Raw genomic sequence first — 24638 nt, 5'->3', positions numbered from 1 at the left:
CGTGCGTGACCGTCGTGGCTTCCGAATATGCCGCGAGCGACAGCCCGGCGTCCCCGGCTCACGGCACCGGGGCCGGACGCGGCCGCACGAGCTTGGCCGGAAGCAGCCAGGTCAGCCGGTCCGAGCGGAGCACGGCGAGCGGGCCGATCACGGCCAGGAGCAGCACGTACCCGGCGACGAACGGGGCCACCCGCGAATCCAGCCCGGCCGCGGTCGCCATCGTCGCCAAGACGAGCGAGAACTCGCCCCGGGTGAGCACAGTCAGGCCGATGTTCACGCCTTCCTGGCGGTCGAAGCCGTGCAACCGGGCCGCGAACGCGCCGGCGGCGAGGTTCAGCACCAGCGTCAACACGACCGCGGCGAGCACCGGGAGGACGACCGTGCCGACCGCGCCCGGGTCGATCGACAGCCCGAAGATGAAGAAGAACAACGCTCCGAACGCGTCCCGCAGCGGCAGCACCAGCTTGTGCACCCGTGGCGCGACCTGGGAATTGCCGAGCATCATGCCGACCATGAACGCGCCGATCGCGTCGGACACGCCCACCTCCTCGGCCACCGCGGCGCCGAGCACGGCCACGCCGACGAAGCAGACGGTGAGCAGTTCGTCGTCCGCCGAACCGAAGAGCCGCGACACGAGCCGTCCGCCCCAGCGCGCCAGTGCGGCGAGCACGAGCAGGAAGCCGAACGCCTTGCCGAAGTCGGCGAGCGCCGCGCCGAAGCCGTCCGCACCGCTGAGCACCGGCTGCAGCAACGCCAGGTACAACGCGAGGAACAGGTCTTCGAGCACGACGATGCCCATGATGAGGCGGGATTCCCGGTTGTTCATCCGCCGGGTTTCCAGGAGCAGTTTGGTGACGATGGCCGACGAGGAGATGCCGATCGCGCCGGCGATCACCAGCGCCTCGCGCGTGCCCCAGCCGAGCGCGAAGCCGAACGCGAGCCCGCCGCCGATGTTCAGCACGAGGTAGGCCACCCCCGCGCCGGCGAGTCTGGCGCCGCCGCGGGCGAGGTCGTCGAGCGAGAACTCCAGTCCCAGATAGAAGAGCAGGAACACGAGACCGAGCCCGGCCAGTACGCCGAACTCGGCCGGATCGTCCACAAGGGACAGTCCGGGGGTGTGCGGGCCGAAGACGAAACCGGCAAGCATGAACAGGGGAATCGTGGGCAGCCCGATCCGGGCGCCGACGCGGGCGAGGGCGCCGGCGGCGAGAAACGCGCCGCCGACGGCCAGCAAAGCATGACCGTTGCTCATGAGATCCTCTTGAGAGCCGGGTACAGGTGGGAAACGAGTACTCAGCAACCCGGAGGAGCGCGTGCCGCGGCGGCTGCGGGCGCGCGGTCCAGTTCGACCGGCGGCGCGGCGGAAAACGGGACGGTGCACCAATCCGGCCGGGCGAGGCGGATCTCGCCGGGAGCGTCGGCGAGCGGCAGCGGATGCGCGGCGACGAGATGCGGGCCCTGTTCCTGGACCAGGGCGGGTTCGGCGTCGTGCGGACGCGGGCCAGCCGGTCCTGGCCCGGGGACGGCCACGCCGAGCAGGAGCAGCGCGGCGAGCAGCAGGACGAGGATGGACCGGTGCCGCGGCGCGGGAGCGGCGGCAGCAGTCGTCATCTCGGGACGAGTTTACCATGTCTTTAAGGTTCGCCGGGAGCTCCACCCTGAGTCCACAGTAGACAGATGACGGCCGGATCCCGTGGTCCCAGTCATTTTCCGGCCTGCTTCAGGCAACCTTCATCGTCCATAGTGGACCACTGACATTCACATCCGTGAAAAATTTTCGTATCCCTTGCCTCGCCACTTCACGCTCGGTTATCGTGGCGCTACGCCGCAGCAGTACCCGGAACCGGTTCATTCGCCGGTCCGGCCGCCTTGCCCACGTACCGCGGAAAGGGATTCCCCCCATGCGCAAGACGATGCGGCCCGCGCTGGCCGCCGGTCTCACGGCTGCCTCGGCCCTCGCTCTCGTCCTCAGCACTCCCGCTCTCTCGGCCGCCGCCGTGCCCGCCCCGCTCGCCGCCTCGGCGTCCTCGGTGCTCGGCTCGGGCGGCGACCTCGCCTCCCCGGAGAAAAAAGAGATCGCGATGCAACTGGTGTCGAGCGCGGAAAACTCGTCGCTCGACTGGAAGAAGCAGTACTCCTACATCGAGGACATCGGCGACGGGCGCGGGTACACCGCGGGCATCATCGGGTTCTGCTCCGGCACCGGCGACATGCTGGAACTCGTGCAGGCCTACACCAAGTCCGTGCCGGACAACCCGCTGGCGAAGTTCCTGCCCGCGCTGGAAAAGGTCAACGGCTCCGATTCGCACGAGGGTCTCGGCTCGGCCTTCGAAAGCGCGTGGAAGCAGGCCGCGGGCACCGAGGAATTCCAGGCCGCGCAGAACAGCGAGCGCGACCGCGTGTACTTCGACCCGGCGGTGAACCAAGGCAAGTCCGACGGTCTCGGCGCGCTCGGCCAGTTCATCTACTACGACGCCATCGTGATGCACGGCCCCGGCACGAGCACCGACAGCTTCGGCGGGATCCGCGACGCCGCGCTGTCGCAGGCGAAGCCGCCGTCCCAGGGCGGCGACGAAACCGCCTACCTCAAGGCGTTCCTCGACGCGCGCAAGGTGGTCATGAAGAAGGAGGAAGCGCATGCGGACACCTCCCGCGTCGACACCGAGCAGCTGGTGTTCCTCAACGACGGCAACCTCGATCTGCACACGCCGCTGAAGTGGAAGGTCTACGGCGACCCGTACGAGATCAACTGAGCCCGCAGCAGGTTCTCGCACTCCGCCTCCGCGTGGGACCGCGACGGCGACCGCTGGGTACGGGAGCTCGGCCCGTACCCAGCGGACGTCGGCGAGCAAGGAATCGGCGTTGCGCGCGAAGGCCGGTTCGGCGTTCTTTCTGCACGTGTCCACTGGCGGGCCGACCGCGGGCTGTGTCGCTCTCGCGCAAGACGACCTGATCGCGGTGCTGCGCTGGCTCGATCCCGCGCGGTCATCGCAGTAACTGATCGGCCGTCCGCGTGTTGACGACCCGGTCCGGTCCGATGCCCGCCTTTTCCGCGCGCTCGCAGCCGTAAGCCTGCCAATCGAGCTGGCCGGGCGCGTGCGCGTCGCTGTCGATCGCGAACTCGCAGCCCAGCTCGACGGCCTGGCGCAGCAACCGCATCGGCGGGTCGAGCCGGTCCGGCCGCGAGTTGATCTCCACCGCCACGCCGTTCTCGCGGCACGCGGTGAACACCTTCTCCGAGTTGAACTGCGACTCCGGCCTGCTGCGTCCGCCGACCAGCCGTCCGGTGCAGTGCCCCAGCACGCGGACGTGCGGGTTCTCGATGGCGGCCAGCATCCGCGGCGTCATCTCCCGCGCGGGCATCCGCAGTTTCGAGTGCACGCTCGCCACCACGAAGTCGAGCCGGTCCAGCAGCTTCTCGGTCTGGTCGAGCGCGCCGTCGTCGAGGATGTCGACCTCGATGCCGTGCAGCAGGCGAAACGGCGCCAGTTGCTCGTTCACTCGCGCGACCTCGTCCATCTGCGCCCGCAGCCGCTCCGGAGACAGACCGCGCGCGACGGTCAGCCGCGGCGAGTGGTCGGTGAGCACGATCCACTCGTGCCCCAGGTCGCGTGCCGTCTCGGCCATCTCGAGGATCGGGCTGCCGCCGTCGGACCAGTCGGAGTGCGTGTGACAGTCGCCGCGAAGTGCCGTACGCAGCGCACCGCCGTCCGGCAGCTTGCTTTCGGGCAGCTTCGCCGCGTACGCGGGCGTACGGTCGTGCCACGCGTCCTCGATGACGCCAGCAGTGGCTTTGCCGATCCCCTTCAACGCCTGAAGCGTCTTCGTGCCGACGCGCGACGCCAGCTCGTCTTCGGAGAGCCTGTCGACCACAGCGGCGGCCTGACGGAACGCGCGCACGCGGTAAGTCGGTTCACCGGCGCGCTCGAGCTGGAAGGCGATGTCGCGCAGCGCGCGGGCCGGGTCCATGCCTCCTGTTTTACCCGCTCAGCCGCGGCGAGGCAGCTCGTGCAGCTCGACGTCGCCGAGACGGCCGTTCTTGATCTCCACGGTCTGGTAGGTGCAGAACGGCTGCCGCCGCCGGTCGGTGGGCGAGCCGGGGTTGAGCAGCCGCAGCCCGCCGGGCGTCACCGTGTCCCACGGGATGTGGCTGTGTCCGAAGATCAGCACGTCGACGTCCGGATACAACGCGTCGCAGCGAGCCGCCCGGCCCTTCGCGTCGCCGGTTTCGTGGACGACCGCCACCCGGACGCCCTCCAGCGTCTCCCTGGCCACCTCCGGCAGACGTTTCCGCAGTTCGGGACCGTCGTTGTTGCCGTACACGCCGATCAGCCGCGTGCTGCGGGCTTCAAGAGCGTCGAGGGTGTCCACGTCGACCCAGTCGCCCGCGTGCACCACGACGTCGGCCTTCGCGACCTCGTCCCAGACCTGCGCGGGCAGTTCCTTCGCCCGCTTCGGCAGGTGGGTGTCCGCGACGAGCAGCAACCGCACGCCGTCACTCCTCCCCGATCGCCTCGAGCACGTGGTCGAGGAACGCCGCGATGTGCGCGCGCAGCAGCTCGGCCGCGCCGTCCTCGTCGCCCTTCCGCGCGGCGGCGAGCACCGCCTTGTGCTCGTTCCATTCCTTGCGCCAGCTGGGATTCGCGTCCCAGCCGACCACGGTGATCAGCGCGGCCCGATCGCGCAGGTCGTCCAGCATCGACACCATGAGCGGGTTGCCGCAGCCCGCGTACAACGCGCGGTGGAACCGCCGGTTGAGCAGGCTCAACGTGGTCTGGTCGGCATCCGCGGCCGACGCCTCCTTGAGAATCTGGGCAGCCTCGTCGAACGACTCCCGGTCCGCCGCCCGCACCGCGCGGCGCAGCGCTTCCGGTTCCAGCACCATCCGCACGTCGTAGACCGACCGCGCCAGCTCCGCGTCGACCACGCACACCGACGCGCCCTTGTACGGGCTGAACGTGACCAGCCCGGTGTTGGACAGCACCTTGAGCGCCTCGCGCACCGGCGTCTTCGACACCCCGAGCCGCGCGGCCAGCTCCGCCTCCACCAGCTGCTGACCGGGCACCAGCTCGCGGGCGAGAATGCCGCGCCGGATCTCCTCCAGCACCACCTCGGTGCGGGAGGCGGGGAGGCTGAACGTGGACGGCATGCCGACCCTCCTGGCTTTCGCGCTCGTCCCCGCACATTCAACCAGGCGGGCGTCTCCGAGCGTCGACACGTACGATCATATATCAGATGCCATCCGTCGACCGAGAGGACGCGCAGCAATGAAGGCACCCGAGGACCTGCGCAGCCACCGCTGGTTCGGCGGCGACGACCTGCGGAACTTCAGCCACCGCACCCGCGCCCGGCAGCTCGGCTACGAGCCGGAAGAACACCTCGGGAAGCCGGTGATCGGCATCCTCAACACCTGGAGCGACATCAACCCGTGCCACCAGCACCTGCGCGAACGTGCGGAACAGGTCAAGCGCGGCGTGTGGCAGGCGGGCGGATTCCCGCTGGAGTTCCCGGTGGCGACGCTGTCGGAGACGTACCAGAAGCCGACGCCGATGCTGTACCGGAATCTGCTGGCGATGGAGACCGAGGAACTGCTGCGGTCGTATCCGGTCGACGGCGCGGTGCTGATGGGCGGCTGCGACAAGACCACCCCGGCGCTGCTGATGGGCGCGGCGAGCGCCGGGCTGCCGTCGATTTTCGTGCCCGCGGGCCCGATGCTGCGCGGAAACTGGCGCGGCGAGGTGCTCGGCAGCGGCACCGACATGTGGAAGTACTGGGACGAACGGCGCGCGGGCACGATCGGCGACCGCGAACTGGCCGAACTCGAACGCGGCCTGGCCCGCTCCCCCGGCCACTGCATGACGATGGGGACCGCGTCGACCATGACGTCCGCCGCCGAGGTGCTCGGGTTGACCCTGCCCGGCGCGGCCTCGATCCCGGCGGTCGATTCCGCGCACCACCGGATGGCCGCGGCGACCGGCGCGCGCATCGTGGACATGGTGTGGGAAGACCTGACGATCGCGAAGATCGTCGACGAGCGCGCGTACGCCGACGCGATCACGACCGTGCTGGCGCTCGGCGGGTCGACCAACGCGGTGATCCACCTGATCGCGATGGCCGGCCGCAGCGGGATTTCCTTGTCGCTGCAGGATTTCGACGCGATCGCCCGCCGCGTGCCGGTGCTGGCGAACATCCGGCCCGGCGGCGACTGGCTGATGGAAGACTTCTACTACGCAGGCGGCCTGCCCGGGCTGCTGTCCCGCTTGACCGACCTGCTGCACCTCGACCGGGTCACCGTCACCGGACGTCCGCTCGCCGACTCGCTCGCCGACGCCCGCGTGCACAACGACGACGTGATCCGCCCGCGCGACAACCCCGTCGCCAGCGAGGGCGGCGTGGCCGTGCTGCGCGGCAACCTCGCGCCCGGCGGCGCGGTGATCAAGCACATCGCCGCCGACCCCGCTCTGCTCACCCACACCGGTCCAGCAGTGGTTTTCGACAACTACCAGGACTTGAAGAAGCGCATCGACGACCCGGCGCTGGGCATCACCGCCGATTCCGTATTGGTGCTGCGCGGATCCGGGCCGCTCGGCGGTCCGGGCATGCCCGAGTACGGCATGCTGCCGATCCCGGCGCACCTGCTGGAACAAGGCGTGCGGGACATGGTGCGGATCTCCGACGCCCGGATGAGCGGCACCAGTTACGGCGCGTGCGTGCTGCACGTGGCACCGGAATCGCACGTCGGCGGGCCGCTCGCGCTGGTCAGCGACGGCGACCTGATCACCCTGGACGTGCCCGCGCGGACGTTGCAGCTGGAGGTCGACGAGGCCGAACTGGAACGTCGTCTCGCCTCGTGGGCCGCCCCTGCGCCGCGGTTCGAGCGGGGTTACGGTGCGCTGTACGCGGAGCACATCACGCAGGCCGACGAGGGCTGCGACTTCGACTTCCTCGCCCGCACCGGCGCCAATCCGGAACCGGACGCTGGGTGACCGGTTTGTTCCCCTGGGGGCAGTAGTCCGGCATGTCCGGCTCGGCCCGTACGCTGTGCCCCTGACCGCAGCGAATCGAAGGGGTCGTGAGGTGCAGTACGAACCGCGCTGGCCGGAAACCGACAGCGACCAGACCGAGGTCCTGCCGGTCGTACCACCGGAGGAACCTCCGTCCCCGCCGCGAAGGCGCGGCCTGCGCAAAGCCGGCTGGATCAGCGGCGGCGTGCTCGGCGTCCTGGTCGTCGCGTACCTCATCGACCTGCTGACCAGCCAGGGCCGGGTGCCGCGCGGCGTCGTCGTGGCCGGCGTGGACGTCGGCGGGCTGGAGCGGCCGGTCGCCGAACGCGAGCTGCGCGGGAAGATCGAGCCCCGGCTCACCCAGCCGCTCACGGTCACCGCGGGCAACGCGCACACCAAGCTGTCGCCGACCGAGGCCGGGCTGGGGCTCGACTGGAGCGGCACCCTCGACCAGGCGGGCGACCAGCCGATCAACCCCTTCACCCGGCTGGCGTCGTTCTTCAGCACGCGGGAACTGGGCGTCGTGTCGCACGTCGAGGCAGCGAAGCTCGACCCGGCGCTCGAGGACCTGCGCGGCCGTGTCGACCGGGCGCCCGCCGAGGGCGCGATCCGGTTCGACGGCACCACGCCGGTCGCGGTCCCGCCGCAGGTCGGGCAGAAGCTGGACGTCGCGGCGGCGCGGGCGAAGGTGCTGAGCGGCTGGGCTTCGGGCAGCGAACTGACTCTTCCGGTCACGCCGACGCCGGTGCGCACCACCGCCGAGGGCGTTCAGCGCGCGCTCACCGAATTCGCCAAGCCCGCGGTGTCCGCGCCGGTCATCGTCAAGGGCGAAGGCGCGGACGCGACGCTGTCGCCGGAGCAGATCGCCGGCGCGCTCACGTTCGTGCCCGGCGAAGGCGGCGGCCTCGCCCCGCAGATCGACCCGAAGAAGGTCACCGACGCGCTCGCGCCGCAACTGAAGTCCACCGAGCAGGAGGGCAAGGACGCGGCCATCGCGTTCTCCGGCGGGAAACCGGTCGTCGAGCCGTCCGCGGACGGCAACACGGTCGACTGGGAGCAGAGCCTCAAGCCGCTGCCGAACACGCTGAAGCAGACCGACAGCCGCGAGCTCAAGGCGATCTACAAGAAGACGCCCGCGAAGGTGACCACCGAGCAGGCGGACAAGCTGGGCGTCAAGGAAGTCATCGGCGAGTTCACCACCGGCGGGTTCGCCGCCGACTCCGGCACGAACATCCGGGTGGTCGCCGAGAAGGTGAACGGCGCGATCGTCAAGCCGGGAGAAACGTTCAGCCTCAACGGATTCACCGGTCCGCGCGGGCGTCCGCAGGGCTACGTCGAAGCCGGCGTGATCGAGAACGGCGCGCCCGCCCGCGAGGTCGGCGGCGGCATTTCGCAGTTCGCCACCACGCTGTACAACGCGGCGTACTTCTCCGGGATGAAGGACGCCGGGCACAAGGAACACAGCTACTACATCAGCCGCTACCCGGCCGCGCGCGAGGCGACGGTGTTCCAGAACCCCAACGGCGCCAGCGTGATCGACCTGAAGTTCACCAACGACTCGGACACCGGCGTCGCGATCCAGACCGTCTGGACGCCGTCGTCGATCACCGTGAAACTGTGGGGCACCAAGCGGTACACGGTCGAATCGGTCCCCGGCGAGCGCACGAATCCGACGCCGCCGCCGACGAAACCGGGTCCGGCGGAGAGCTGCCACGCGTCCAACGGCGCGCCCGGTTTCACCGCGAGCGACACCCGGATCCTGCGCGACGCCTCGTCGGGCCGGGAAGTTTCGCGGCACACGCGGTCGGTCCGCTACAACCCGCAGCCGAAGATCACCTGCGGGGAGTAGCGAGTCGCTGCATCGTGGCGGCTACCGCGAGGTCGACGGCGAAAGCGAACTCCGCTTCGTGATCGCACCGCGCCAGATGCGGCGCGGATTCGACCACGGCGGGAAGTTCGGTCTGCTCCAATTCGGCGCGGCGGTGGGCGATCCCGGCTTCGTCGGTGACGCCGAACGCCGGTCCCGCGCCCGCCTCGCGCAGAAGCGAGCCGACGACGACGGCCAGGAGCGAGCGCAGCAGGTGCACCGCCTCTTCCGGTGACGCGCCTGCCTTGCGCAGCACCGAAAGCACCGCCTCGACCGGAGCGAGCGCGGCGATCGACGGCAACTGTCTGGTTAGGACCAACGCGGCGGCCTGCGGGTGCGCTCGGGTTGCTTTCCGGAACGACTGGGCGATGGCGCGGAGGTCCGCTTCAGGCTGCCCGGTCAGCTCCGGGAGATCGATCCCGCCCAGTACGTGTCCGGCGACGGCGTCGAGCAAGGCCTCTTTGCCGTCGATGTGGTGGTAGAGGCTCTTCGCGTCCACGCCGAGACGCTGCGCAACGGTCCGCATGCTGACCGCTGCCGCCCCGTCGGCGTCGACCACTTCCAGCGCGGCCGTCAGGATCGCCTCCCGCGACAGCCTGGCGTCTCCCTTGCGCGGGCGTCCCCGGCGCGTCGTGGTGTTCACGGCTCCATCATGGCGCACTTGCGTTAAACCCACAGTGTGGATTAAATTGCGGCTTCGCTCCCCTGGTTTGGAGGAACCCGTGGACCCGTTGGCCATCCCCGCGCCCGAAGTGCTGCGTGCCCGGCAAAAGCTCGTCCTCGACCACTTCCACGACGAGGTGCGCCAGGACTGGGACGACGTGCTGGCGACGTTCCCGCATCCGCACTACGAGATCGTGCCGACGATGACCGTGCACGACGGCGATTCCGCCGTGCGCGGCTACTACGACGAAACGCGCCGCGCTTTTCCCGATCAAGACCACGAAATCATCGCTCTGCGCCACAGCGCGGATGCGGTAATCGTCGAATTCTGGCTTCTCGGCACGCATCGCGGGCCGCTCGGGAAGATCCCGCCCACCGGGCAGCGGTTCCGGGTCCGGATAACCGCGTACTTCCTCTTCGACGCGGACGAACAGCTGGTGTGCGAACGCATTTACTTCGACACGCTCACCATGCTCCGGCAGCTGCTGCGCGCGTACGACGTCCGGAAGCCCACCTCGTGGCCCAAGCTCGTGCGCGCGGTGCGCGGGCTGCTCGCGATGTCCGGGACCCCGGATCCACGGCTTTCCGACACCACTCCGCCCGCTTTTTGTCGGTGACCCCGCGTACAGTCGTGCGCACACCACGGGAAGGGGGAACCGGTGTCCGACGACGCGGCCATGGGGCTTTACGGACTCACCAAACGGTTCGGGACCACGCTGGCAGTAGACGATGTGCGGCTTGAAGTGCCGCGGGGGTCGTTCTTCGGCCTCGTAGGCCCCAACGGAGCCGGGAAAACGACGTCGCTGTCGATGGCGGTCGGCTTGCTTCGGCCAGACGCCGGCGAAGCGCGCGTGTTCGGCGTGGACGTGTGGCGGGAACCGGAACGGGCGAAAAGCCTGATCGGCGTTCTTCCGGACGGATTGTCCATTCCGGAACGGCTCACCGGACGGGAACTGCTCACATACATGGGCCTGCTGCGCGGGCTAGCGCCGGACACGGTCGCCGAACGCGCCCAGGAACTGCTCGGCGTGCTGGAGCTGACGGACGCCGAGCGCACCCTCGTCATCGACTATTCCGCGGGAATGCGCAAGAAGATCGGCCTCGCGACGGCACTGCTGCACGGCCCGCGGCTGCTGGTGCTGGACGAGCCGTTCGAGGCGGTCGACCCGGTTTCCGCGTCGACGATCCGCACGATCCTGCAGCGATTCGTCGCCTCCGGCGGCGCGGTCGTGCTGTCGAGCCACGTGATGGCGTTGGTGGAACAGCTGTGCAGCCACGTCGCGGTGATCACACGCGGACGCGTCGTCGCCGCGGGCGCGGTGGCTGACGTGCGGGGCGAAGGCACGCTGGAAGACGCGTTCGTGCACATCGTCGGCGGCCGGACGGGCGGAACGGAGGGGCTGGCGTGGTTGGCGTCCTCGTCCGACTGAAGCCGCGGGTCCTGCGCGACTCCCTGCGCGGACGGCAGATCCCCGACGCGCAGACCAGCGGAACGGAGGAGCCCGCATGATCGGCATCCTCGACCGACTGAAACTGCGGGTCCTGCGCAACTCCCCCCGCGGACGGCAGATCGCCGACGCGCAGACCAGCGGAACGGAGGGGCCCGCATGATCGGCATCCTCGACCGACTGAAGCCGCGGGTCCTGCGCAATTCCCTCCGCGGGCGACTCGCCGGAACCATCGTCGGCGCGCGGACCAGCGGAATGGGGACGCCAGCATGATCGGCATCCTCATCCGGCTAAAGCTCCGAGTCCTGCGCAACTCCCTCCGCGGCCGACAGATCGCCGGAATGATCGTCGGCGGCCTCTTCGGTCTGCTGGCGGCGCTGTTCACCATCGGCATCGCGGTGTTCCCGGCTCCGGAAGCGCGGATCACCGTCGACCTGCTCACCTCGATCTACGCGGTCTGGATGGCAGGCTGGGTGCTCGCGCCGATCGCGACCGGCGGCGGCGACGACACCCTGCGGCCAGAACACTTCGCGCTGCTGCCGATCGGCCGCCGCAAGCTGGCAGTCGGCTTGCTCGCGGCGAGCTTCGTGGGCGTCACCGCGGTGGTGAGCCTGCTGGCGTTCCTCGGCTTGGTGTTCTACGGCCTGCGGTTCGGCGCCGGCGCCGCGCTCGTCGGTCTCGTGTTCACCGTGCTGCAGCTGGCGTTCGTGGTGCTGCTGTACCGCGTCGTGATGGCCGCGCTGGGCACGCTGCTGACATCGCGCAAAGGCAAGGAACTCGGCATCATCCTGGTGGCGCTCACCGGGTTGTCCGGCGTCGCGGTCAACTACGTGATGCGAAGCGTCGGCCCGGCGATCGTCACCGGTCAGATGCCCGGCTTCGTCAGCGTCATGCACGCCCTCCCGTCCGGTTGGGGCACGCTCGCAGTACACGCGGCCGGAGTCGGGAATTGGGGCACGGTCGGCGGCCTCTTCGCCGCACTGCTCGGCGTCGTAGCGGTTCTGGTCCTGCTCTGGGGCGCCCTGCTGGCCCGCCAGGTCACCACGCCGTCGTTCCGCGGAGCGTCCCGCACCCGCGCGAAGAGCACCCGCACGCGACGCAGCTTGCTTCCCGCGACCCCGGTCGGCGCCGTGGCCCGCAAGGAACTGCACACCTGGTGGCGAGACGCCCGCCGCCGCGTCGCCTTACTGTCGACGCTGCTGATCGGCTTCGTCATCACCGTCGTCCCAGCCCTGTCCGGCGGGGGCGGCCAATCGGCGATGCTGCCGTATTTCGGTGTCGCAGTAGTCCTTTTCGCCTCGATGCAGTCCGGCAACCTGTACGGAATGGACGGCAGCGCCCTGTGGCACACACTGGTCGTCCCCGGCGCCGAACGCGCCGACATCCGCGGCCGCCAACTGGCGTGGGTCCTCATCGTCGCCCCCGTGGCTTTGGTGCTGGCCCTGGTCCTGCCCGGCGTCACCGGCGTACCAGGCGCGTACCCGTGGGTCCTAGGCCTGGTTCCCGCAACGTTGGGTGCCGGCGCCGGAGTCCTGATGCTGCAATCCGTCTTCTTGGCCTTCCCCTTGCCGGATCAACGCCGAAGCGGCAGCCCATGGTCCTCCGGCGGACGCCCAGGATGCGCCCGAGCCGCCCTGATGCTGGCGACCACACTGCTCATCGTGCTCGGCGCACTACCGGTGGTGGCACTGGGCGTGGCTGGAAAGCTGGCAGACCTGCCGGTGCTGCAGTGGCTGGGCATCCCAGCCGGAATCGCGACCGGCATCGCGCTGGCATGGTGGTGGGGTTCGCTCGCCCAGCAACGACTGGTGACGCGGGGTCCGGAGCTACTGGCGACGGTCTCCAAGGAACGGTGAGAAACCTTTCTTGCCGAGGTGTCTCATGGCGTCGCGCGCGTTGATAACCAAGGCAAGAGACCCCCGCCAGGGGAGTTCGCCGTGAAGCAGTACCTGCTGGCCGTCCTGGGAGACGAACCGCGCTGGAGACCGGCGAGGAACCGGCCGCCCAGATGGCTTGCACCCAGGCACCGACGACATGAAAACCGCCGGTGCCTGGGTGTTCGTCGGCAGTTTGCGCCCCTCGCACGCCGCCACCGTCGTCCGCCCACAAACGGCGCGGTCACGATGACCGACGGCCCGCTCGCCGAACTGCGGGAGCAACTGGGCCGTCGCACCGCAGCCTCGTCAGCTCACCAACCGCTCCCACGCAGCCACACCTTCACCTGCCACTACCCTCACCAATCGCGCCCTCCGAGCACACCTGCGCCAGCCCACTAACTTTCACCAACCGTGCCCTCCCAGCGCGCCTTCGCCAACCCACCAACCGCTCCCACCCGGCTCACCTTCGCCTGCCCATTAATCCTGACCAACCGCGCCTCCCAGCACACCTCCACCAGTCCCACCAACCCTCACCAACCGCCCTCACAGCGCGCCTTCGCCTGCCCTCTGCTCCCCGCAACCTCCTTCCTGCGCCCCGCCAGCCGCACCTCTCAAGGCAGCGCCGCCAACGATTCCTCTAGTGCCGTGTCCGGAAGTTCGTTGTCCACCATGTCGCCCGCCAGGTACGCGCCGTACGCGGGCAGGTCGAGGTGCGCGTGTCCGCACAGCGCGGTCAGGATCACCTTCTCTTCGCCAGTCTCCTTGCAGCGCAACGCTTCCTGGATACACGCGGCCAGCGCATGTGTCGGCTCGGGAGCGGGGATGATCCCTTCGGTGCGGGCGAACTGCACCCCGGCGGCGAAGCATTCCTGCTGCCCGATCGCGAGCGCCTCGATGAGGCCCAGTTCGTAGATGTGCGAGATCAGCGGCGACATCCCGTGATAGCGCAGGCCGCCGGCGTGGATCGGGTCCGGGATGAAGCCGTGGCCGAGCGTGTGCATTTTCAGTAGGGGCGTGAGACCGGCGGTGTCGCCGAAGTCGTAGGCGTAGCGGCCGCGGGTGAGGGTCGGGCAGGCCGCCGGTTCGACCGCGCGGATCACCGGGTTCATCCGGCCGGCCAGTTTTTCCCGCAGGAACGGAAAAGCGAGCCCGCCGAAGTTGGAGCCACCGCCGGTGCAGCCAACGAGCACGTCCGGGGTGTCGCCGGCCAGTTCGAACTGTTTGAGCGCTTCCTCGCCGATCACCGTCTGGTGCAGCAGCACGTGATTGAGCACGCTGCCCAGCGCGTACCGCGCGCCCGGATCCGCGGCGGCCTGCTCGACGGCCTCGCTGATCGCGATCCCGAGGCTGCCCGTCGACTGCGGGTTCTCCGCCAGGATCGCCCGGCCCGCAGCGGTGCGGTCCGATGGACTCGGGTACACCTGCGCGCCGAAGGTCTCCATCATCAGCTTGCGATACGGCTTCTGGTCGTACGACGCGCGCACCTGCCAGACCTCGCAGGACAGCCCGAACGTCGCGCACGCGAACGCCAGCGCGCTCCCCCACTGCCCGGCGCCGGTTTCGGTGGTGAGCCGCGTGACGCCCTCGGCCGCGTTGTAGAACGCCTGCGGCACAGCGGTGTTCGGCTTGTGCGAGCCGACCGGGCTGACGCCCTCGTACTTGTAATAGATCCGGGCCGGGGTGCCGAGCGCCTTCTCCAGCCGACGGGCGCGGTAGAGCGGGGACGGCCGCCAGAGCCGGTAGACGTCCCGGACTTCCTCGGGAATGTCGATGTAGCGCTCGGTGGTGACTTCCTGCTCGATGAGCGCCTGCGGGAACAGCGGGGCCAGGTCCGCGGGCCCGACGGGCTCGCGGGTTCCCGGGTGCAGCGGCGGGGGCGGTGGCTCGGGCAGGTCCGGCACCACGTTGTACCACTGCGCCGGGAGATCGGCCTCGTCCAGGATGTATTTCGTCCGTTCTGCCATGACGCCTCCTCGGTCGGCGGACCCCAACGTAAGCCGGGCGGCGGGAGAAGCCAAGCGCCGGAGCGCGCGAGGGGACCCCTCGCGCCGTTAAAGCCGCAGGTCCACCCATGTGGGCGACCTGTCCACAATGGAGGGTGTGGCTGATTCCCCGAAAGCCGTTTCCGGCGGGCGCCGGTTTTTGTCGGTGGGTGCCGGTACGTTCGGTGGCATGGCGACATTGGTGACGTTCCACGCCCACCCGGACGATGAGGCGATCATGACCGGCGGCGTGATGCGCAAAGCGGCCGACGAGGGGCACCGGGTGGTGCTCGTGGTGGCCACGCGCGGCGAAAAAGGCGAGATCCCCGAGGGCCTGCTCGACGACGGCGAGCAGCTCGCGGACCGCCGGGTGCAGGAGACGCAGGCGGCGGCCGAGGTGCTGGGCGTCTCGCGAGTGGAGTTCTTGGGATACCAGGACTCCGGGATGATGGGCGACCCTTCCAACGACGGCCCGGAAACATTCTGGAGCGCGCCGGTCGAGGAAGCGGCGAAGCGGCTGGCTGCGATCCTGATCGAGGAGTCGGCCGACGTGCTCACGGTGTACGACGACTTCGGCGTCTACGGCCACCCGGACCACATCCAGGTACACCGGGTCGGCATGCGCGCGGCCGAACTCGCGGGCACGCCGCGGGTTTACCAGGGCTCGACGAACCGCGACCAGATCCGCCGAGCCGCCGAAGCCGCCCGCGCAGCAGGCGAGGAAGGCGGCCCGGACGCGGACATGATCATCGGGAAACCGGAAGCCGAGCTGACGGCCGAAGTGGACGTCACGGCATACCTGAAGGTGAAGCGGGCGGCGATGCGCGCGCATCGGAGCCAGATCAGCGAGGAGTCGTTCTTCCTGGCGCTGCCGGACGACAAGTTCGGCGAGGCCTTCGGGACGGAATGGTTCATCCGGGAAGGACAGGGGCCGGGGGTGACGGAGACGGACCTGATGAAGGGCCTCTGACCGGGCCGGACGAGCCGCGAGGCCTACGACATGTTCGGCATCGGTGCGGGCACACCGCCGGGAGCGCGCGTTGCCGCTGCAAACGGCGGCCCCGCTACAGGCGCGAGCCGAACCTGCGGGCGGATCGCTCGCGCGAGCCCAAGGCCGGGACGGACGAGCCATCGGGTGCGAGGTCGCGCTGGGGACTGCGTGCCTGGGACAGGTGCGGGCTGAACCTGCGGGCGCGGGCTACCAGCGCGAGCCGAGGCCGGATCGGACGAGCCATCGGGCGCGAAGCCGCCGCTGCGAACGGCGGGCCCAAGACAGCCGGGGACCGAGCCCGCGGACGCGGGTCGCCGGCGCGAGCCGAAGATCGGTTCGGGCAACCGCCGGGCGCGAAGTCGACGCTGCGGACCGCAGGCCCGAGACAGCCGGGGACCGAGCCCGCAGACGCGGGTCACCGGCCCGAGCCCAAGGCGGCGACTGACGAACCGTCCGATGCGAGTTTCCGGTGCGGTCCGCAGGCCCGAGACAGACCGGGCCGAGCCCGCGGGTTGCTGGCCCGAGCCCGAGACCGGCACTGGCGCACCCTCGGGCCGAGCCATCTTCGTGGGCCGCAGGGCTGGGGCAGGCTCGGGCGACACACCAAGCAGTGGGGTCTCCGGCACGGACCTGGAGCCTGGGATGGGGCCGCGTGGTCGTTCCCGGCAAGCGGCGAGCCGCCCGTTGGCTAGGTGGACGCGGTCGCCCAGCCTGGGCCGCGGTCCATGGTCGAGGTCGCGATGCGCCTTCCCGTGCAGGGCCGAGCTAGCTCAAGCTGCGCGCAGTCCAGCCTGAGCTAGCTCGGCCCCCGCAGGCTGGCGAGCATCGAGCGGGCAACAAACATCACCCGGGCCCCGCGGCCTCTCCCACTCGGGCCGAGGCCAGGCGGACCGCGTCCAGGATTTTTTCGTATCCGGTGCAGCGGCAGAGGTTCCCGGCCAATGCCTCGCGGATTTCTGGATCCGAAGGGGCATCCACGCGGTGCACCAACTCGTGCGCGGCGACGATCAACCCCGGTGTGCAGAAGCCGCACTGCACGGCGCCGGTGTCGAGGAAGGCTTGTTGTACTGCGTCCAGCTGGTCGCCGTCCGCTAGGCCTTCTACGGTACGGACGTTCCTGCCCTCGGCTTGGCCCGCGGCGACCAGGCACGAGCACACTGGGGTACCGTCCAAATACACTGTGCACGAACCGCATTCGCCTTGTTCGCAGGCGTTTTTCGAGCCTGGCAAACCCAGTTGATCACGCAGCACGGAGAGCAGGCTCTGCCCCTCCCACACCTCGTCGACGGTGCGCGGTTCGTCATTGACAGTGAGGTTCAGGCGCATTTCGGCTGCCCGCCTTTCCGATAGTCTTCCCAGGCCCAGCTCAACGTCCGGCGGGCCAGTACGGCGATCGCGTGGATGCGGTAGTCGGCGCTGCCCCGGACGTCGTCGATCGGAGACGCGGCGCTCGCGGCCAGTTCGCCGAAGCGGCGGACGACCGCGTCCGGCAGCCGAGAGCGGGAGGTCCACGCATCGGACAGGGCGTCGCGGAGGAAGTCCTCGGCGGCGGTCGCTCGGCGCGGGGTCGGGGCGGCCGAACCGATCGCGGCGCCGATCCAGCCGGTTTCCGGGGCCAGGTCCAGGGCGAACGAGCACACTGCGATGACCATCGCGTTGCGGGTGCCGACCTTCGCGAACTGTTGCGGGCCGGTCGCGGCGGGGAGGTGGATGGCGGCGATCAGCTCGTCGGGGGCCAGTGCGTTGCGTTTGACGCCTTGGTAGAACTCCGTCGCCGGGATCATCCGGGTGCCGCGGACGGACGCGACTTCGATGGTCGCGTCGCAGGCCAGGAGCATGGGGTGGGCGTCTCCAGCCGGAGAGGCCGCGCCCAGGTTTCCGCCGACGGTGCCTCGGTTGCGGATTTGCGGGGAGCCGACGGTGCGGCTCGCCATCGCCAAGCCGGGGAGGCGGGTGCCTAGTTCGGTGATGATCCGCGTGTACGAGACGCCTGCGCCCAGGCGGATCCGGCCGTCTCGCTCGGTCCATTCGGTCAGGTCGCCGATCCGGGTGAGGTCCAGCAGCGCGGGCGGGCGGCGGTGGTCGAAGTTGAGTTCGACCAGGACGTCGGTGCCGCCGGCCAGGGGGACGGCGTCCGGGCGGGCGGACTTGGCGGCCAGGGCTTCGGCCCAGGTCGCGGGGGTCAGGAAATCCACGGGGCACCTCCGGGAGGCGGGCTGCCGGTCAGGGGACGGGCAGGAAGGGCAAAGGGGCACGGGCGAGAAGTGGGAGGAAGGCTGGGGGCATGCGGCACGAAGGAAAAATGGGCCGCTGCGAACAGGTCACGCAGGACTGCTGCACACGGGCTACCACGCTCGCGAAACGGACCACTGTGAACAGGTCATGGCGGAACGCTGCACACGGGCCACCGCGCTCGCGAAACGGACCACTGCGGACAGGTCATGGCGGAACGCTGCACACGGGCCACCACGTTCACGAAACGGACCGTTCATGAAACGGACCGCTGCGAACAGGTCACGCCGGACCGCTGCGCACGGGCCACCGCGCTCACGAAAACGGGCCGCTGCGGCCAGGCCACGTCGGACCACTGCACACGAGCGCACACGGGCCACCATCACGAAGCGGCGCGGCGACCGGCCAAGGCGATGTCGTCCGGGCGGATGGGGGCGTTCGGCAGGGGCAGGCCGGTCGCGGAGCGGAGGGCGTTCAGGATCGCGGGGGTCGACGACAGGGTGGGCGGCTCCCCTACGCCGTTCAAGCCGTACGGCGAGTCGGGATGCGGGAATTCGAACAGGCTGATCGGCATCGGCGGGACGTCCAGCACGGTCGGGATCAGGTAGTCCGTGAAGGACGGGTTGCGTACCCGGCCCTCGCGGTCGACCAGGATTTCCTCCATCAAAGCCAAACCCAGGCCCTGTACGCTGCCGCCTTCGATCTGGCCTTCTACGGCTAGCGGGTTCATTGCCTTGCCGACGTCCTGCGCGGTCGCCAGCTCGACTACCTTCACCAAACCCAGGTCGACATCCACGTCCACCACGGCTCGGTGCGCGGCGAAGGCGAACGCGATGTGTGCGTTGCCCTGGCCGGTTTCCGGGTCGATGCCTTGGGTCGGGCGGTGGTGGTATTCGAAGGTGTGCGAGACAGTGTCCGAACCGACGACGCTGGCGATCGGGCACACCGGATGTCCGCCGCTGTCCAGGACGTGGTCGTTGCCCAGCGACAGGGCCGAAGCGGGCAGGCTGTAGGCGTCGGCGGCGCGGCGCAGGAGTTCCCGGGCGAGGTGGCGGCAGGCGCCTTGCACGGCACCGGTCGACATCCACGTCATGCGGGAGGCGGACGCGGAACCGGCGTCGCCGATTTGGGTGTCGGCGGGGAGGACGACTACCCGCGAGACACCCAGTTCCGTGCTCGCTACCTGTGACTGCACCGTGGTGACGCCTTGTCCGCACTCCGCGGCGGCGGTGTGCACCGAGACGACCGGGGCGCCGTTCACTACCGCCAAGGCGACTCGGGCCGTCGAGATGTCGTCGACGCCTCCTGAGTAGCCGATCGCTTTCACCCCGACCGCGTAGCCGACTCCGCGACGCACCCCCTCGCCGTGCGTCGTGTTGGCGGCTCCGCCGGGCAGGGAAAGCAAATCATCAGCGCCAGCCGGCGGCAGCGGACGGTCGCGGAGGGCTTGCAGCAGTTCCGCGACTGGGGCTGGGCCGTCGACGGCTTGGCCGGTGGGCAGGACGGTGCCCGTGGTCATGGCGTTGCGGAGCCGCAATTCCATCGGGTCCATGCCTAGTTCGTGCGCTAGTTTGTCCATATTGGACTCGCAGCCGTAGGCCGATTGGACGGCGCCGAAACCGCGCATTGCGCCGCAGGGCGGGTTGTTCGTGAACACCGCCAGGCCGTCGATTTCGGCATTCGGGACGTCGTAGGCGCCGGTGACGAAGTAGCAAGCGTTGGCGATGACTACGGGTGAAGTTGAGGTATAGGCACCGCCGTCCAAGACCAGGCGGGCTTTGACGTAGACCAGGCGGCCGTCCTTGGTGGCTCCGTGTTCGTAGCGCATCTTGGCCGGGTGGCGGTGCACGTGCCCGAAGAAGGATTCGTAGCGGTTGTACGACATCTTGACCGGACGGCCGAGGCGCAGGGCGAGCATGCAGGCGTGCACGTGGACGGAGAGGTCTTCCCTGCCACCGAAGGCACCGCCGACGCCGGCCAGGGTCAGCCGCACTTTTTCCGGCGGCAAGCCCAGACACGGGGCCAGTTGTTCCAGGTCTTTGTGCAGCCATTGCGAGGAAACGTAAAGCTCGACGCCGCCGTCCTCGGAAGGAATCGCCAAGCCGGATTCCGGGCCCAGGAAAGCCTGGTCCTGCATGCCGACTTCGTACTCGCCGGTGACCACGACGTCCGCTTCGGCGCGCGCCGCGGCCAGATCGCCGTGGCGGATTTTCACGTGCCGGACCAGGTTGCCGTCCGGATGGATGGGACGGACGCCCTCGTCCAGGACCGTCATCGGATCGGTGACCGGGTCGAGCGGTTCGTAGTCGACGATGATCAGTTTCGCCGCCTGCCGGGCGGTTTCCGGGTCGTCGGCGGCGACCAGCGCCACCGGTTCGCCGTGATACCGGACCTCGTCCACCGCGAGGACCGGCTGGTCGGCGGATTTCATTCCGTACGTTTTCGCGCCGGGCACGTCCTCATGGGTGAGCACGGCGTGCACGCCTGGCTGGGCGAGCGCCTTGCTCGTGTCGATGGACCGGATCCGCGCGGCCGCGTACGGGCTGCGCAGCGTGGTCGCCCAGACCGTGCCCTCGATCCACAAATCCGACGAATAGGCGAACCTGCCGGTTACCTTGGCGGCGCCGTCCGGACGGAGGGCGCTTTCGCCCACCCCGGCGGCTCTCCCGGTTTCCGCGGCGCGTACCAGCGAGTCCACAATGACCACCAGCTTTCCTGCGTTGCCGACTGCACGGATTCAACACGTGTAGATCGGGACTGTCAACGGCTCTTCGGGTATCGTCTGGCGCATGCAGCGGGTCACCCGGGACGATGTCGCACGGCTGGCGGGCACCTCGCCGGCCGTGGTCAGTTACGTGCTCAACAACGGCCCGCGTCCGGTCGCGCCCGCCACGCGAGCGCGGGTCGAGCAGGCGATCGCCGAGCTCGGGTACCGGCCGAACCTCGTCGCGCGGGCGTTGCGGTCCACGCGCAGCAATGTGCTCGGGCTGGTCGTGCCGGACAGCAGCGAGGGCTACTTCACCCAGCTCACCCACGCGGTCGAGCGGGCCGCGTTCGCTCGCGGATCGCTTGTCCTGCTCGGGAATTCGGCGTTCTCCCGGGAACAGGAGCTGCGGTACGCCGAATCGCTGGCCAACATGCGCGTGGACGGCCTGCTGCTCGTCCGCGCGGAGATCGCCGGAGCGGCCGCCACCCACTCCACTTTGGACGTTCCGGTCGTCTACCTGCACCACCACGCCCCGGCCGGCACTGCCGCGCCGTCCGTCGTGCTGGACAACAAGGCGGGCGGCCGGTTGACCACCGAGCACCTGCTCGGGCACGGTTACCGCGAGATCGGCTGCCTCACCGGAACCGCACGGTCCGGGCCGGTGGCCGATCGCGCCCGAGGCTGGACGGAGGCGATGCGGGCGGCGAAGCGGAGCGCGGGCAACGTCGTCCGCACCGGACTCGACCGGCATGCCGCGCGAGCCGATATCCGGCGGTGGTTGCAGTCGCCGGAGCGGCCGCGCGCGATCATGGCGACAGCGGACGGGCTGGCGCTCGACACGCTCACAGTCGCAGCGGAACTTGGCTTGAGCGTGCCGAAAGACCTTGCGGTGATCGGTTTCGGCGGGACTGACGCCGCCGCGCACAGCTGGCCCGCGCTGTCCACCGCCGGGCATTCCTTCGACGATTTCGCCGACGCCGCGGTGTCCACTCTGGACCAGCTCCGCGAAAACACCCAGCCGGACGACCGCGTCCTCGACGTCCATCTGACCGCGCGCGCCAGCTGCGGGTGCGACTGACCCCGCAGCCGGCGCGCCAACGGAATCAGGAGTTAGCGGCCTCTGCCCACGCCGAAGGCGTGTAGCCGAGATAATGCGACGCGTGCGTATTCGCCGCGGAAGCCTGCGGAATGTCGCCGCGCAAATACGCCTCGGCTTCCGCCTTGTCCTTCGGCGGCGGCGTCGGCGCGAGGCCGAGCAGCTTGGCCATGTTGTTGCCGAGGTAGCCCTCCAGGTCGTCCTCGGACAGGTTCAGGCCCTGCGGCGGCTGGTGGCACAACACTTCCAGCTCGCGCGCCCACATGCCCGGCTCGTTCGGCGGCGAATCGGTGCCGAAGACCAGGTCGCTCTTCTTCATCTCCTTGGCGAATTCGACGATCCGCGACTGCAGCAGCCAGCCCGATTCGCCGATCACGTTCGGGGAGTCCTGGATCATCCAGAACGCCTCGAAACAGTAGACGCCGCCGGTCTGGATGCCGAAATGGCCGAGAATGAACGTGACGTTCGGGAACTCGCGGATGATCGGGTAGAACTGCGTCGGGATCGAGTACGGCCCGTCCCCGGTGTGGATCAGCACGATCACGCCGAGTTCGTCGCACACCCGCATCACCGGCCGCAGCCAGTCCAGCGCCCGGTCCGGGCGGTAGGAATGCATGTTGGCGTGCAGCTTCAGCATCTTGTAGCCGTATTCCTTCACGTGGAAGGCCAGCTCCGCCGCGCCGTTTTCCGGGCCGAAACGCGGGTTGTACATGAAGTTGCCGACGAACCGGTCCGGGTACTGCTGCACCAGCGAGGTCACGTACGCCTGGTATTCGCGGATGCCCTCGCGGCCGGTTTTGTTGCCCTCGCGCCAGGTCGTGTTCCCCGGCGGCGGCATGATGCAGCTGACGTCCACGCGCCGCGGCTTGCCGTTGATCCAGAATGGACCGTCCATCATTTCCAGCGTGCGCTCGCCGGTGAACGGGGTTCCGGTGTGCCGCCAGGCTTCGTCGACGAGATTCGTCGGATGGACATGGGTATCGATAATCACCGGATGTCTCCTTACGCAAGACTTGAGTAAAGGACTCCCCGGCCGCGCTTCACCGCACCTACGGGACCCGGAAGCGCGATCCGCGCTCCGGCGCAACCGAGTGCAGCACCTCCGCCGCCCGGTGTCAACACATGATCGCCGAATGCCTTGCGCGGCAAGACTTTTCCGGACTCCCCTCTTGACACCGGTCCCGGGAGGGCTTTGCATTGAACGACCCGGCGGCGCTGCCGGGCGCCGGTGACCTCCCGTTTCGGGCCAACCGTTCGGCCAACTGCCTCCAGCCGCGCGCTGGAGACGACCGCCGGGCCGGGTCCGACCCCGCCCGGGGAAGGGCGGCCCGATGTCGGCTGCGGAACCGGAACCCTGCGATCTCCTGCTGACCGGCGGCACCGTGGTGACCGTCGACGACCAGCGCACTGTCCATCAGACGGGCCACGTCGCGATCATCGGCAACCGGATCGCCGGCGTCGGCGAAGGGCCTGGCACCGAACGCTGGCGCGCCGCCGAAATCGTCGACTGCCGCGGCAAAGCTGTGCTCCCCGGCCTGGTGGACGGGCACAACCACCTCTACCAAGCACTCGCCCGAGGGCTCGGCGAAGGCATGTCGATCGTGCCGTGGCTGTGCGAATTCATGTGGCCGTATTCGATCGCGATCACCGGGCCGGAAGCAGTGGCCGGGGCACGGCTCGGTGCGGTCGAAGCGTTGCGCGCCGGCATCACGACGGTGATCGACAACCATTACGCGCCAAGCGATCTTGAAACGACGCTCGCCGTCGCGGACGTCATCGAGGAAGCCGGGCTTCGCGGCGCGGTCGCCCGCGGAATGCTGGGCGAGCGCACCGAAATCGCCGACCGTCGCGGCCAGCCGATCGAACTGTTCCGCTACTCGAGCGAGGACGAATTCGCGATCACCCGCGAGGCGATGCAGCACCGGCCGTCGAGTTCGAAGGTCTCCGTCTGGCCCGCCGCGCTCAACCTCTGTTACGTGGAGCAAAAACTCGTCCGCCAGACGGTCGAACTCGCCCGGGAATACGGCACTCGCTGGCACACCCATTGCTGCGAGAGCAAAACCGATCCGGTCAGCTACCTCGAAACCCACGGGGTGCGGCCGGTCGAGTGGCTCGCGAAGGAAGGCCTGCTCGACGAACGGGCCACGCTCGCGCACGCGATTTGGCTCGACGAAGCCGAAATCGAGCAGGTCGCGGCGGCGGGCGCGGGAGTTTCGCACAACCCGGCGTCCAACGGCTATCTCGCGTCCGGCACCGCGCAGATCGCGAACATGCGGAAACAGCACGTCCCGGTCGCGCTCGGCACCGACGGTCCCAGCTGCGGCCATCGGCAAGATCTTTTCGAGGCGATGAAACTCAGCGTCTTCGGCCAGCGAACGGCCACTTTGGACCCGACCGCGCTGCGGGCCGAGGACGCGCTGGAAATGGCCACCCGCGAGGGGGCCCGTTACGCCGGAATCGACGCGGGAGTGTTGAGCGAGGGCAAACTCGCCGACGTCATCGTGACCGCGCTCGACCGTCCGCACGTGCGCCCGGTGCACCGGGCTGTCGCCGCCCTCGTCTACTCCGCCCGCGGGTCCGATGTGGAGCTGACGATCGTGGGCGGCGAGATCGTCTACCGCGCCGGACAGTGCGTCCGCGTCGACGAAGCGGCCGCCGCCGACGAGGCGGAACGGCACGCGGCCCGGCTGCTGGAACGCAGCGGCATGGGCGGACTGCTCACTCCCTGGGCGCGGTGATCCGCGCTCCCCCCTTCCCCGCTGTGGAGGAAA

Annotated in this window: 21 protein-coding genes; 10 read left to right on the top strand and 11 right to left on the bottom strand. The window is 69.4% G+C overall.

Features of this window, described 5'->3' with window-relative positions; translation table 11 throughout:
* Positions 1-58 precede the first annotated feature (58 nt).
* Together EIZ44_RS20540 and EIZ44_RS20535 are read right to left on the bottom strand one after the other, a co-directional pair.
* Positions 59-1252 (bottom strand): cation:proton antiporter, encoded by a 1194-nt coding sequence (locus EIZ44_RS20540; RefSeq protein WP_037817486.1) that lies wholly within the window; start codon positions 1250-1252, stop codon positions 59-61.
* A 41-nt stretch (positions 1253-1293) separates the two neighbouring features.
* Complete coding sequence (locus EIZ44_RS20535) at positions 1294-1611, bottom strand: hypothetical protein (protein WP_134730513.1); 318 nt, start codon at positions 1609-1611, stop codon at positions 1294-1296.
* Positions 1612-1901: 290 nt separating this feature from the next.
* On the opposite strand from EIZ44_RS20535, the gene EIZ44_RS20530 reads away from it, so the two are divergent.
* The gene (locus EIZ44_RS20530; RefSeq protein ID WP_043838950.1) at positions 1902-2753 is read left to right on the top strand and encodes a chitosanase; all 852 of its coding nucleotides are present in this window, start codon (positions 1902-1904) and stop codon (positions 2751-2753) included.
* A gap of 109 nt (positions 2754-2862) precedes the next feature.
* Complete coding sequence (locus tag EIZ44_RS45945) at positions 2863-2997, top strand: hypothetical protein (RefSeq protein ID WP_255443417.1); 135 nt, start codon at positions 2863-2865, stop codon at positions 2995-2997.
* On the opposite strand, the gene EIZ44_RS20520 is transcribed toward EIZ44_RS45945, so the two are convergent.
* The 3 genes from EIZ44_RS20520 to EIZ44_RS20510 are packed head-to-tail and all read right to left on the bottom strand — an operon-like array spanning position 2986 to position 5149.
* Positions 2986-3969 (bottom strand): PHP domain-containing protein, encoded by a 984-nt coding sequence (locus tag EIZ44_RS20520; protein WP_134730511.1) that lies wholly within the window; start codon positions 3967-3969, stop codon positions 2986-2988. The genes EIZ44_RS45945 and EIZ44_RS20520 overlap by 12 nt on opposite strands.
* 18 nt (positions 3970-3987) lie before the next feature.
* The gene (locus EIZ44_RS20515; RefSeq protein ID WP_043838954.1) at positions 3988-4491 is read right to left on the bottom strand and encodes a metallophosphoesterase family protein; all 504 of its coding nucleotides are present in this window, start codon (positions 4489-4491) and stop codon (positions 3988-3990) included.
* A 4-nt stretch (positions 4492-4495) separates the two neighbouring features.
* Positions 4496-5149 (bottom strand): GntR family transcriptional regulator, encoded by a 654-nt coding sequence (locus EIZ44_RS20510; RefSeq protein ID WP_037817500.1) that lies wholly within the window; start codon positions 5147-5149, stop codon positions 4496-4498.
* Between the two features lie 118 nt (positions 5150-5267).
* Here EIZ44_RS20510 and araD point away from each other — a divergent pair, with 118 nt between their 5' ends.
* Together araD and EIZ44_RS20500 are read left to right on the top strand one after the other, a co-directional pair.
* The gene (gene araD, locus EIZ44_RS20505) at positions 5268-6986 is read left to right on the top strand and encodes an L-arabinonate dehydratase (protein WP_134730509.1); all 1719 of its coding nucleotides are present in this window, start codon (positions 5268-5270) and stop codon (positions 6984-6986) included.
* A gap of 91 nt (positions 6987-7077) precedes the next feature.
* The gene (locus EIZ44_RS20500; RefSeq protein WP_134730507.1) at positions 7078-8853 is read left to right on the top strand and encodes a VanW family protein; all 1776 of its coding nucleotides are present in this window, start codon (positions 7078-7080) and stop codon (positions 8851-8853) included.
* Here the strand turns inward: EIZ44_RS20500 and EIZ44_RS20495 are convergent.
* Positions 8837-9514, bottom strand: coding sequence for a TetR/AcrR family transcriptional regulator C-terminal domain-containing protein (locus EIZ44_RS20495; RefSeq protein ID WP_134730505.1), 678 nt, complete (start codon positions 9512-9514; stop codon positions 8837-8839). The genes EIZ44_RS20500 and EIZ44_RS20495 overlap by 17 nt on opposite strands.
* 79 nt (positions 9515-9593) lie before the next feature.
* On the opposite strand from EIZ44_RS20495, the gene EIZ44_RS20490 reads away from it, so the two are divergent.
* The 3 genes from EIZ44_RS20490 (at position 9594) to EIZ44_RS20480 (ending at position 12838) form a co-directional block, all read left to right on the top strand.
* Positions 9594-10151 carry an ester cyclase gene (locus EIZ44_RS20490; protein ID WP_134730504.1) on the top strand — a complete coding sequence of 186 codons (558 nt, stop codon included), beginning with the start codon at positions 9594-9596 and terminating at the stop codon, positions 10149-10151.
* A 42-nt stretch (positions 10152-10193) separates the two neighbouring features.
* Positions 10194-10964: an ATP-binding cassette domain-containing protein gene (locus EIZ44_RS20485; protein ID WP_037817506.1), complete on the top strand. Its 771-nt coding sequence runs from the start codon at positions 10194-10196 to the stop codon at positions 10962-10964.
* A 287-nt stretch (positions 10965-11251) separates the two neighbouring features.
* Positions 11252-12838 carry a hypothetical protein gene (locus tag EIZ44_RS20480; RefSeq protein ID WP_134730502.1) on the top strand — a complete coding sequence of 529 codons (1587 nt, stop codon included), beginning with the start codon at positions 11252-11254 and terminating at the stop codon, positions 12836-12838.
* Positions 12839-13470: 632 nt separating this feature from the next.
* Here the strand turns inward: EIZ44_RS20480 and EIZ44_RS20475 are convergent.
* Positions 13471-14823 carry a TrpB-like pyridoxal phosphate-dependent enzyme gene (locus EIZ44_RS20475; RefSeq protein ID WP_134730500.1) on the bottom strand — a complete coding sequence of 451 codons (1353 nt, stop codon included), beginning with the start codon at positions 14821-14823 and terminating at the stop codon, positions 13471-13473.
* 208 nt (positions 14824-15031) lie between these two features.
* Between EIZ44_RS20475 and EIZ44_RS20470 the strand changes: the two genes are divergently transcribed.
* Entirely contained in the window at positions 15032-15811 is a 780-nt protein-coding gene (locus tag EIZ44_RS20470; protein WP_134662526.1) for a PIG-L family deacetylase, read from the top strand.
* A gap of 864 nt (positions 15812-16675) precedes the next feature.
* On the opposite strand, the gene EIZ44_RS20465 is transcribed toward EIZ44_RS20470, so the two are convergent.
* From EIZ44_RS20465 to pucD, 3 genes are all read right to left on the bottom strand, one after another.
* Positions 16676-17158 carry a (2Fe-2S)-binding protein gene (locus EIZ44_RS20465; RefSeq protein ID WP_134730498.1) on the bottom strand — a complete coding sequence of 161 codons (483 nt, stop codon included), beginning with the start codon at positions 17156-17158 and terminating at the stop codon, positions 16676-16678.
* Entirely contained in the window at positions 17149-18027 is an 879-nt protein-coding gene (locus EIZ44_RS20460) for an FAD binding domain-containing protein (RefSeq protein ID WP_134730496.1), read from the bottom strand. Before EIZ44_RS20460 ends, EIZ44_RS20465 begins: the two co-directional genes overlap by 10 nt.
* Before the next feature lie 419 nt (positions 18028-18446).
* Positions 18447-20771, bottom strand: a complete 2325-nt coding sequence (gene pucD / locus EIZ44_RS20455) for a xanthine dehydrogenase subunit D (RefSeq protein ID WP_167754217.1) — start codon at positions 20769-20771, stop codon at positions 18447-18449.
* An 82-nt stretch (positions 20772-20853) separates the two neighbouring features.
* Here pucD and EIZ44_RS20450 point away from each other — a divergent pair, with 82 nt between their 5' ends.
* Complete coding sequence (locus EIZ44_RS20450; protein WP_134730492.1) at positions 20854-21849, top strand: LacI family DNA-binding transcriptional regulator; 996 nt, start codon at positions 20854-20856, stop codon at positions 21847-21849.
* Positions 21850-21874: 25 nt separating this feature from the next.
* Here the strand turns inward: EIZ44_RS20450 and EIZ44_RS20445 are convergent, their stop codons facing one another.
* The gene (locus EIZ44_RS20445) at positions 21875-22858 is read right to left on the bottom strand and encodes an amidohydrolase family protein (protein ID WP_009081542.1); all 984 of its coding nucleotides are present in this window, start codon (positions 22856-22858) and stop codon (positions 21875-21877) included.
* A 340-nt stretch (positions 22859-23198) separates the two neighbouring features.
* Here EIZ44_RS20445 and EIZ44_RS20440 point away from each other — a divergent pair, with 340 nt between their 5' ends.
* The gene (locus EIZ44_RS20440) at positions 23199-24605 is read left to right on the top strand and encodes an amidohydrolase family protein (protein ID WP_134730490.1); all 1407 of its coding nucleotides are present in this window, start codon (positions 23199-23201) and stop codon (positions 24603-24605) included.
* Positions 24606-24638: the final 33 nt, after the last annotated feature.

Origin of the sequence: Amycolatopsis nivea, from assembly GCF_004522235.1 — a bacterium.
Lineage (GTDB): Bacteria > Actinomycetota > Actinomycetes > Mycobacteriales > Pseudonocardiaceae > Amycolatopsis > Amycolatopsis nivea.
This window is presented reverse-complemented; position numbering and strand designations above follow the sequence as displayed.

Coding starts and splice junctions, on each gene's coding strand:
- EIZ44_RS20535 (WP_134730513.1), bottom strand. CDS start 1,611: ATGACGACTGCTGCCGCCGCTCCCGCGCCGCGGCACCGGTCCATCCTC.
- EIZ44_RS20440 (WP_134730490.1), top strand. CDS start 23,199: ATGTCGGCTGCGGAACCGGAACCCTGCGATCTCCTGCTGACCGGCGGC.
- EIZ44_RS20530 (WP_043838950.1), top strand. CDS start 1,902: ATGCGCAAGACGATGCGGCCCGCGCTGGCCGCCGGTCTCACGGCTGCC.
- EIZ44_RS20520 (WP_134730511.1), bottom strand. CDS start 3,969: ATGGACCCGGCCCGCGCGCTGCGCGACATCGCCTTCCAGCTCGAGCGC.
- EIZ44_RS20465 (WP_134730498.1), bottom strand. CDS start 17,158: ATGCGCCTGAACCTCACTGTCAATGACGAACCGCGCACCGTCGACGAG.
- EIZ44_RS20510 (WP_037817500.1), bottom strand. CDS start 5,149: ATGCCGTCCACGTTCAGCCTCCCCGCCTCCCGCACCGAGGTGGTGCTG.
- EIZ44_RS20475 (WP_134730500.1), bottom strand. CDS start 14,823: ATGGCAGAACGGACGAAATACATCCTGGACGAGGCCGATCTCCCGGCG.
- EIZ44_RS20470 (WP_134662526.1), top strand. CDS start 15,032: ATGGCGACATTGGTGACGTTCCACGCCCACCCGGACGATGAGGCGATC.
- EIZ44_RS20540 (WP_037817486.1), bottom strand. CDS start 1,252: ATGAGCAACGGTCATGCTTTGCTGGCCGTCGGCGGCGCGTTTCTCGCC.
- araD (WP_134730509.1), top strand. CDS start 5,268: ATGAAGGCACCCGAGGACCTGCGCAGCCACCGCTGGTTCGGCGGCGAC.
- EIZ44_RS20480 (WP_134730502.1), top strand. CDS start 11,252: ATGATCGGCATCCTCATCCGGCTAAAGCTCCGAGTCCTGCGCAACTCC.
- EIZ44_RS20450 (WP_134730492.1), top strand. CDS start 20,854: ATGCAGCGGGTCACCCGGGACGATGTCGCACGGCTGGCGGGCACCTCG.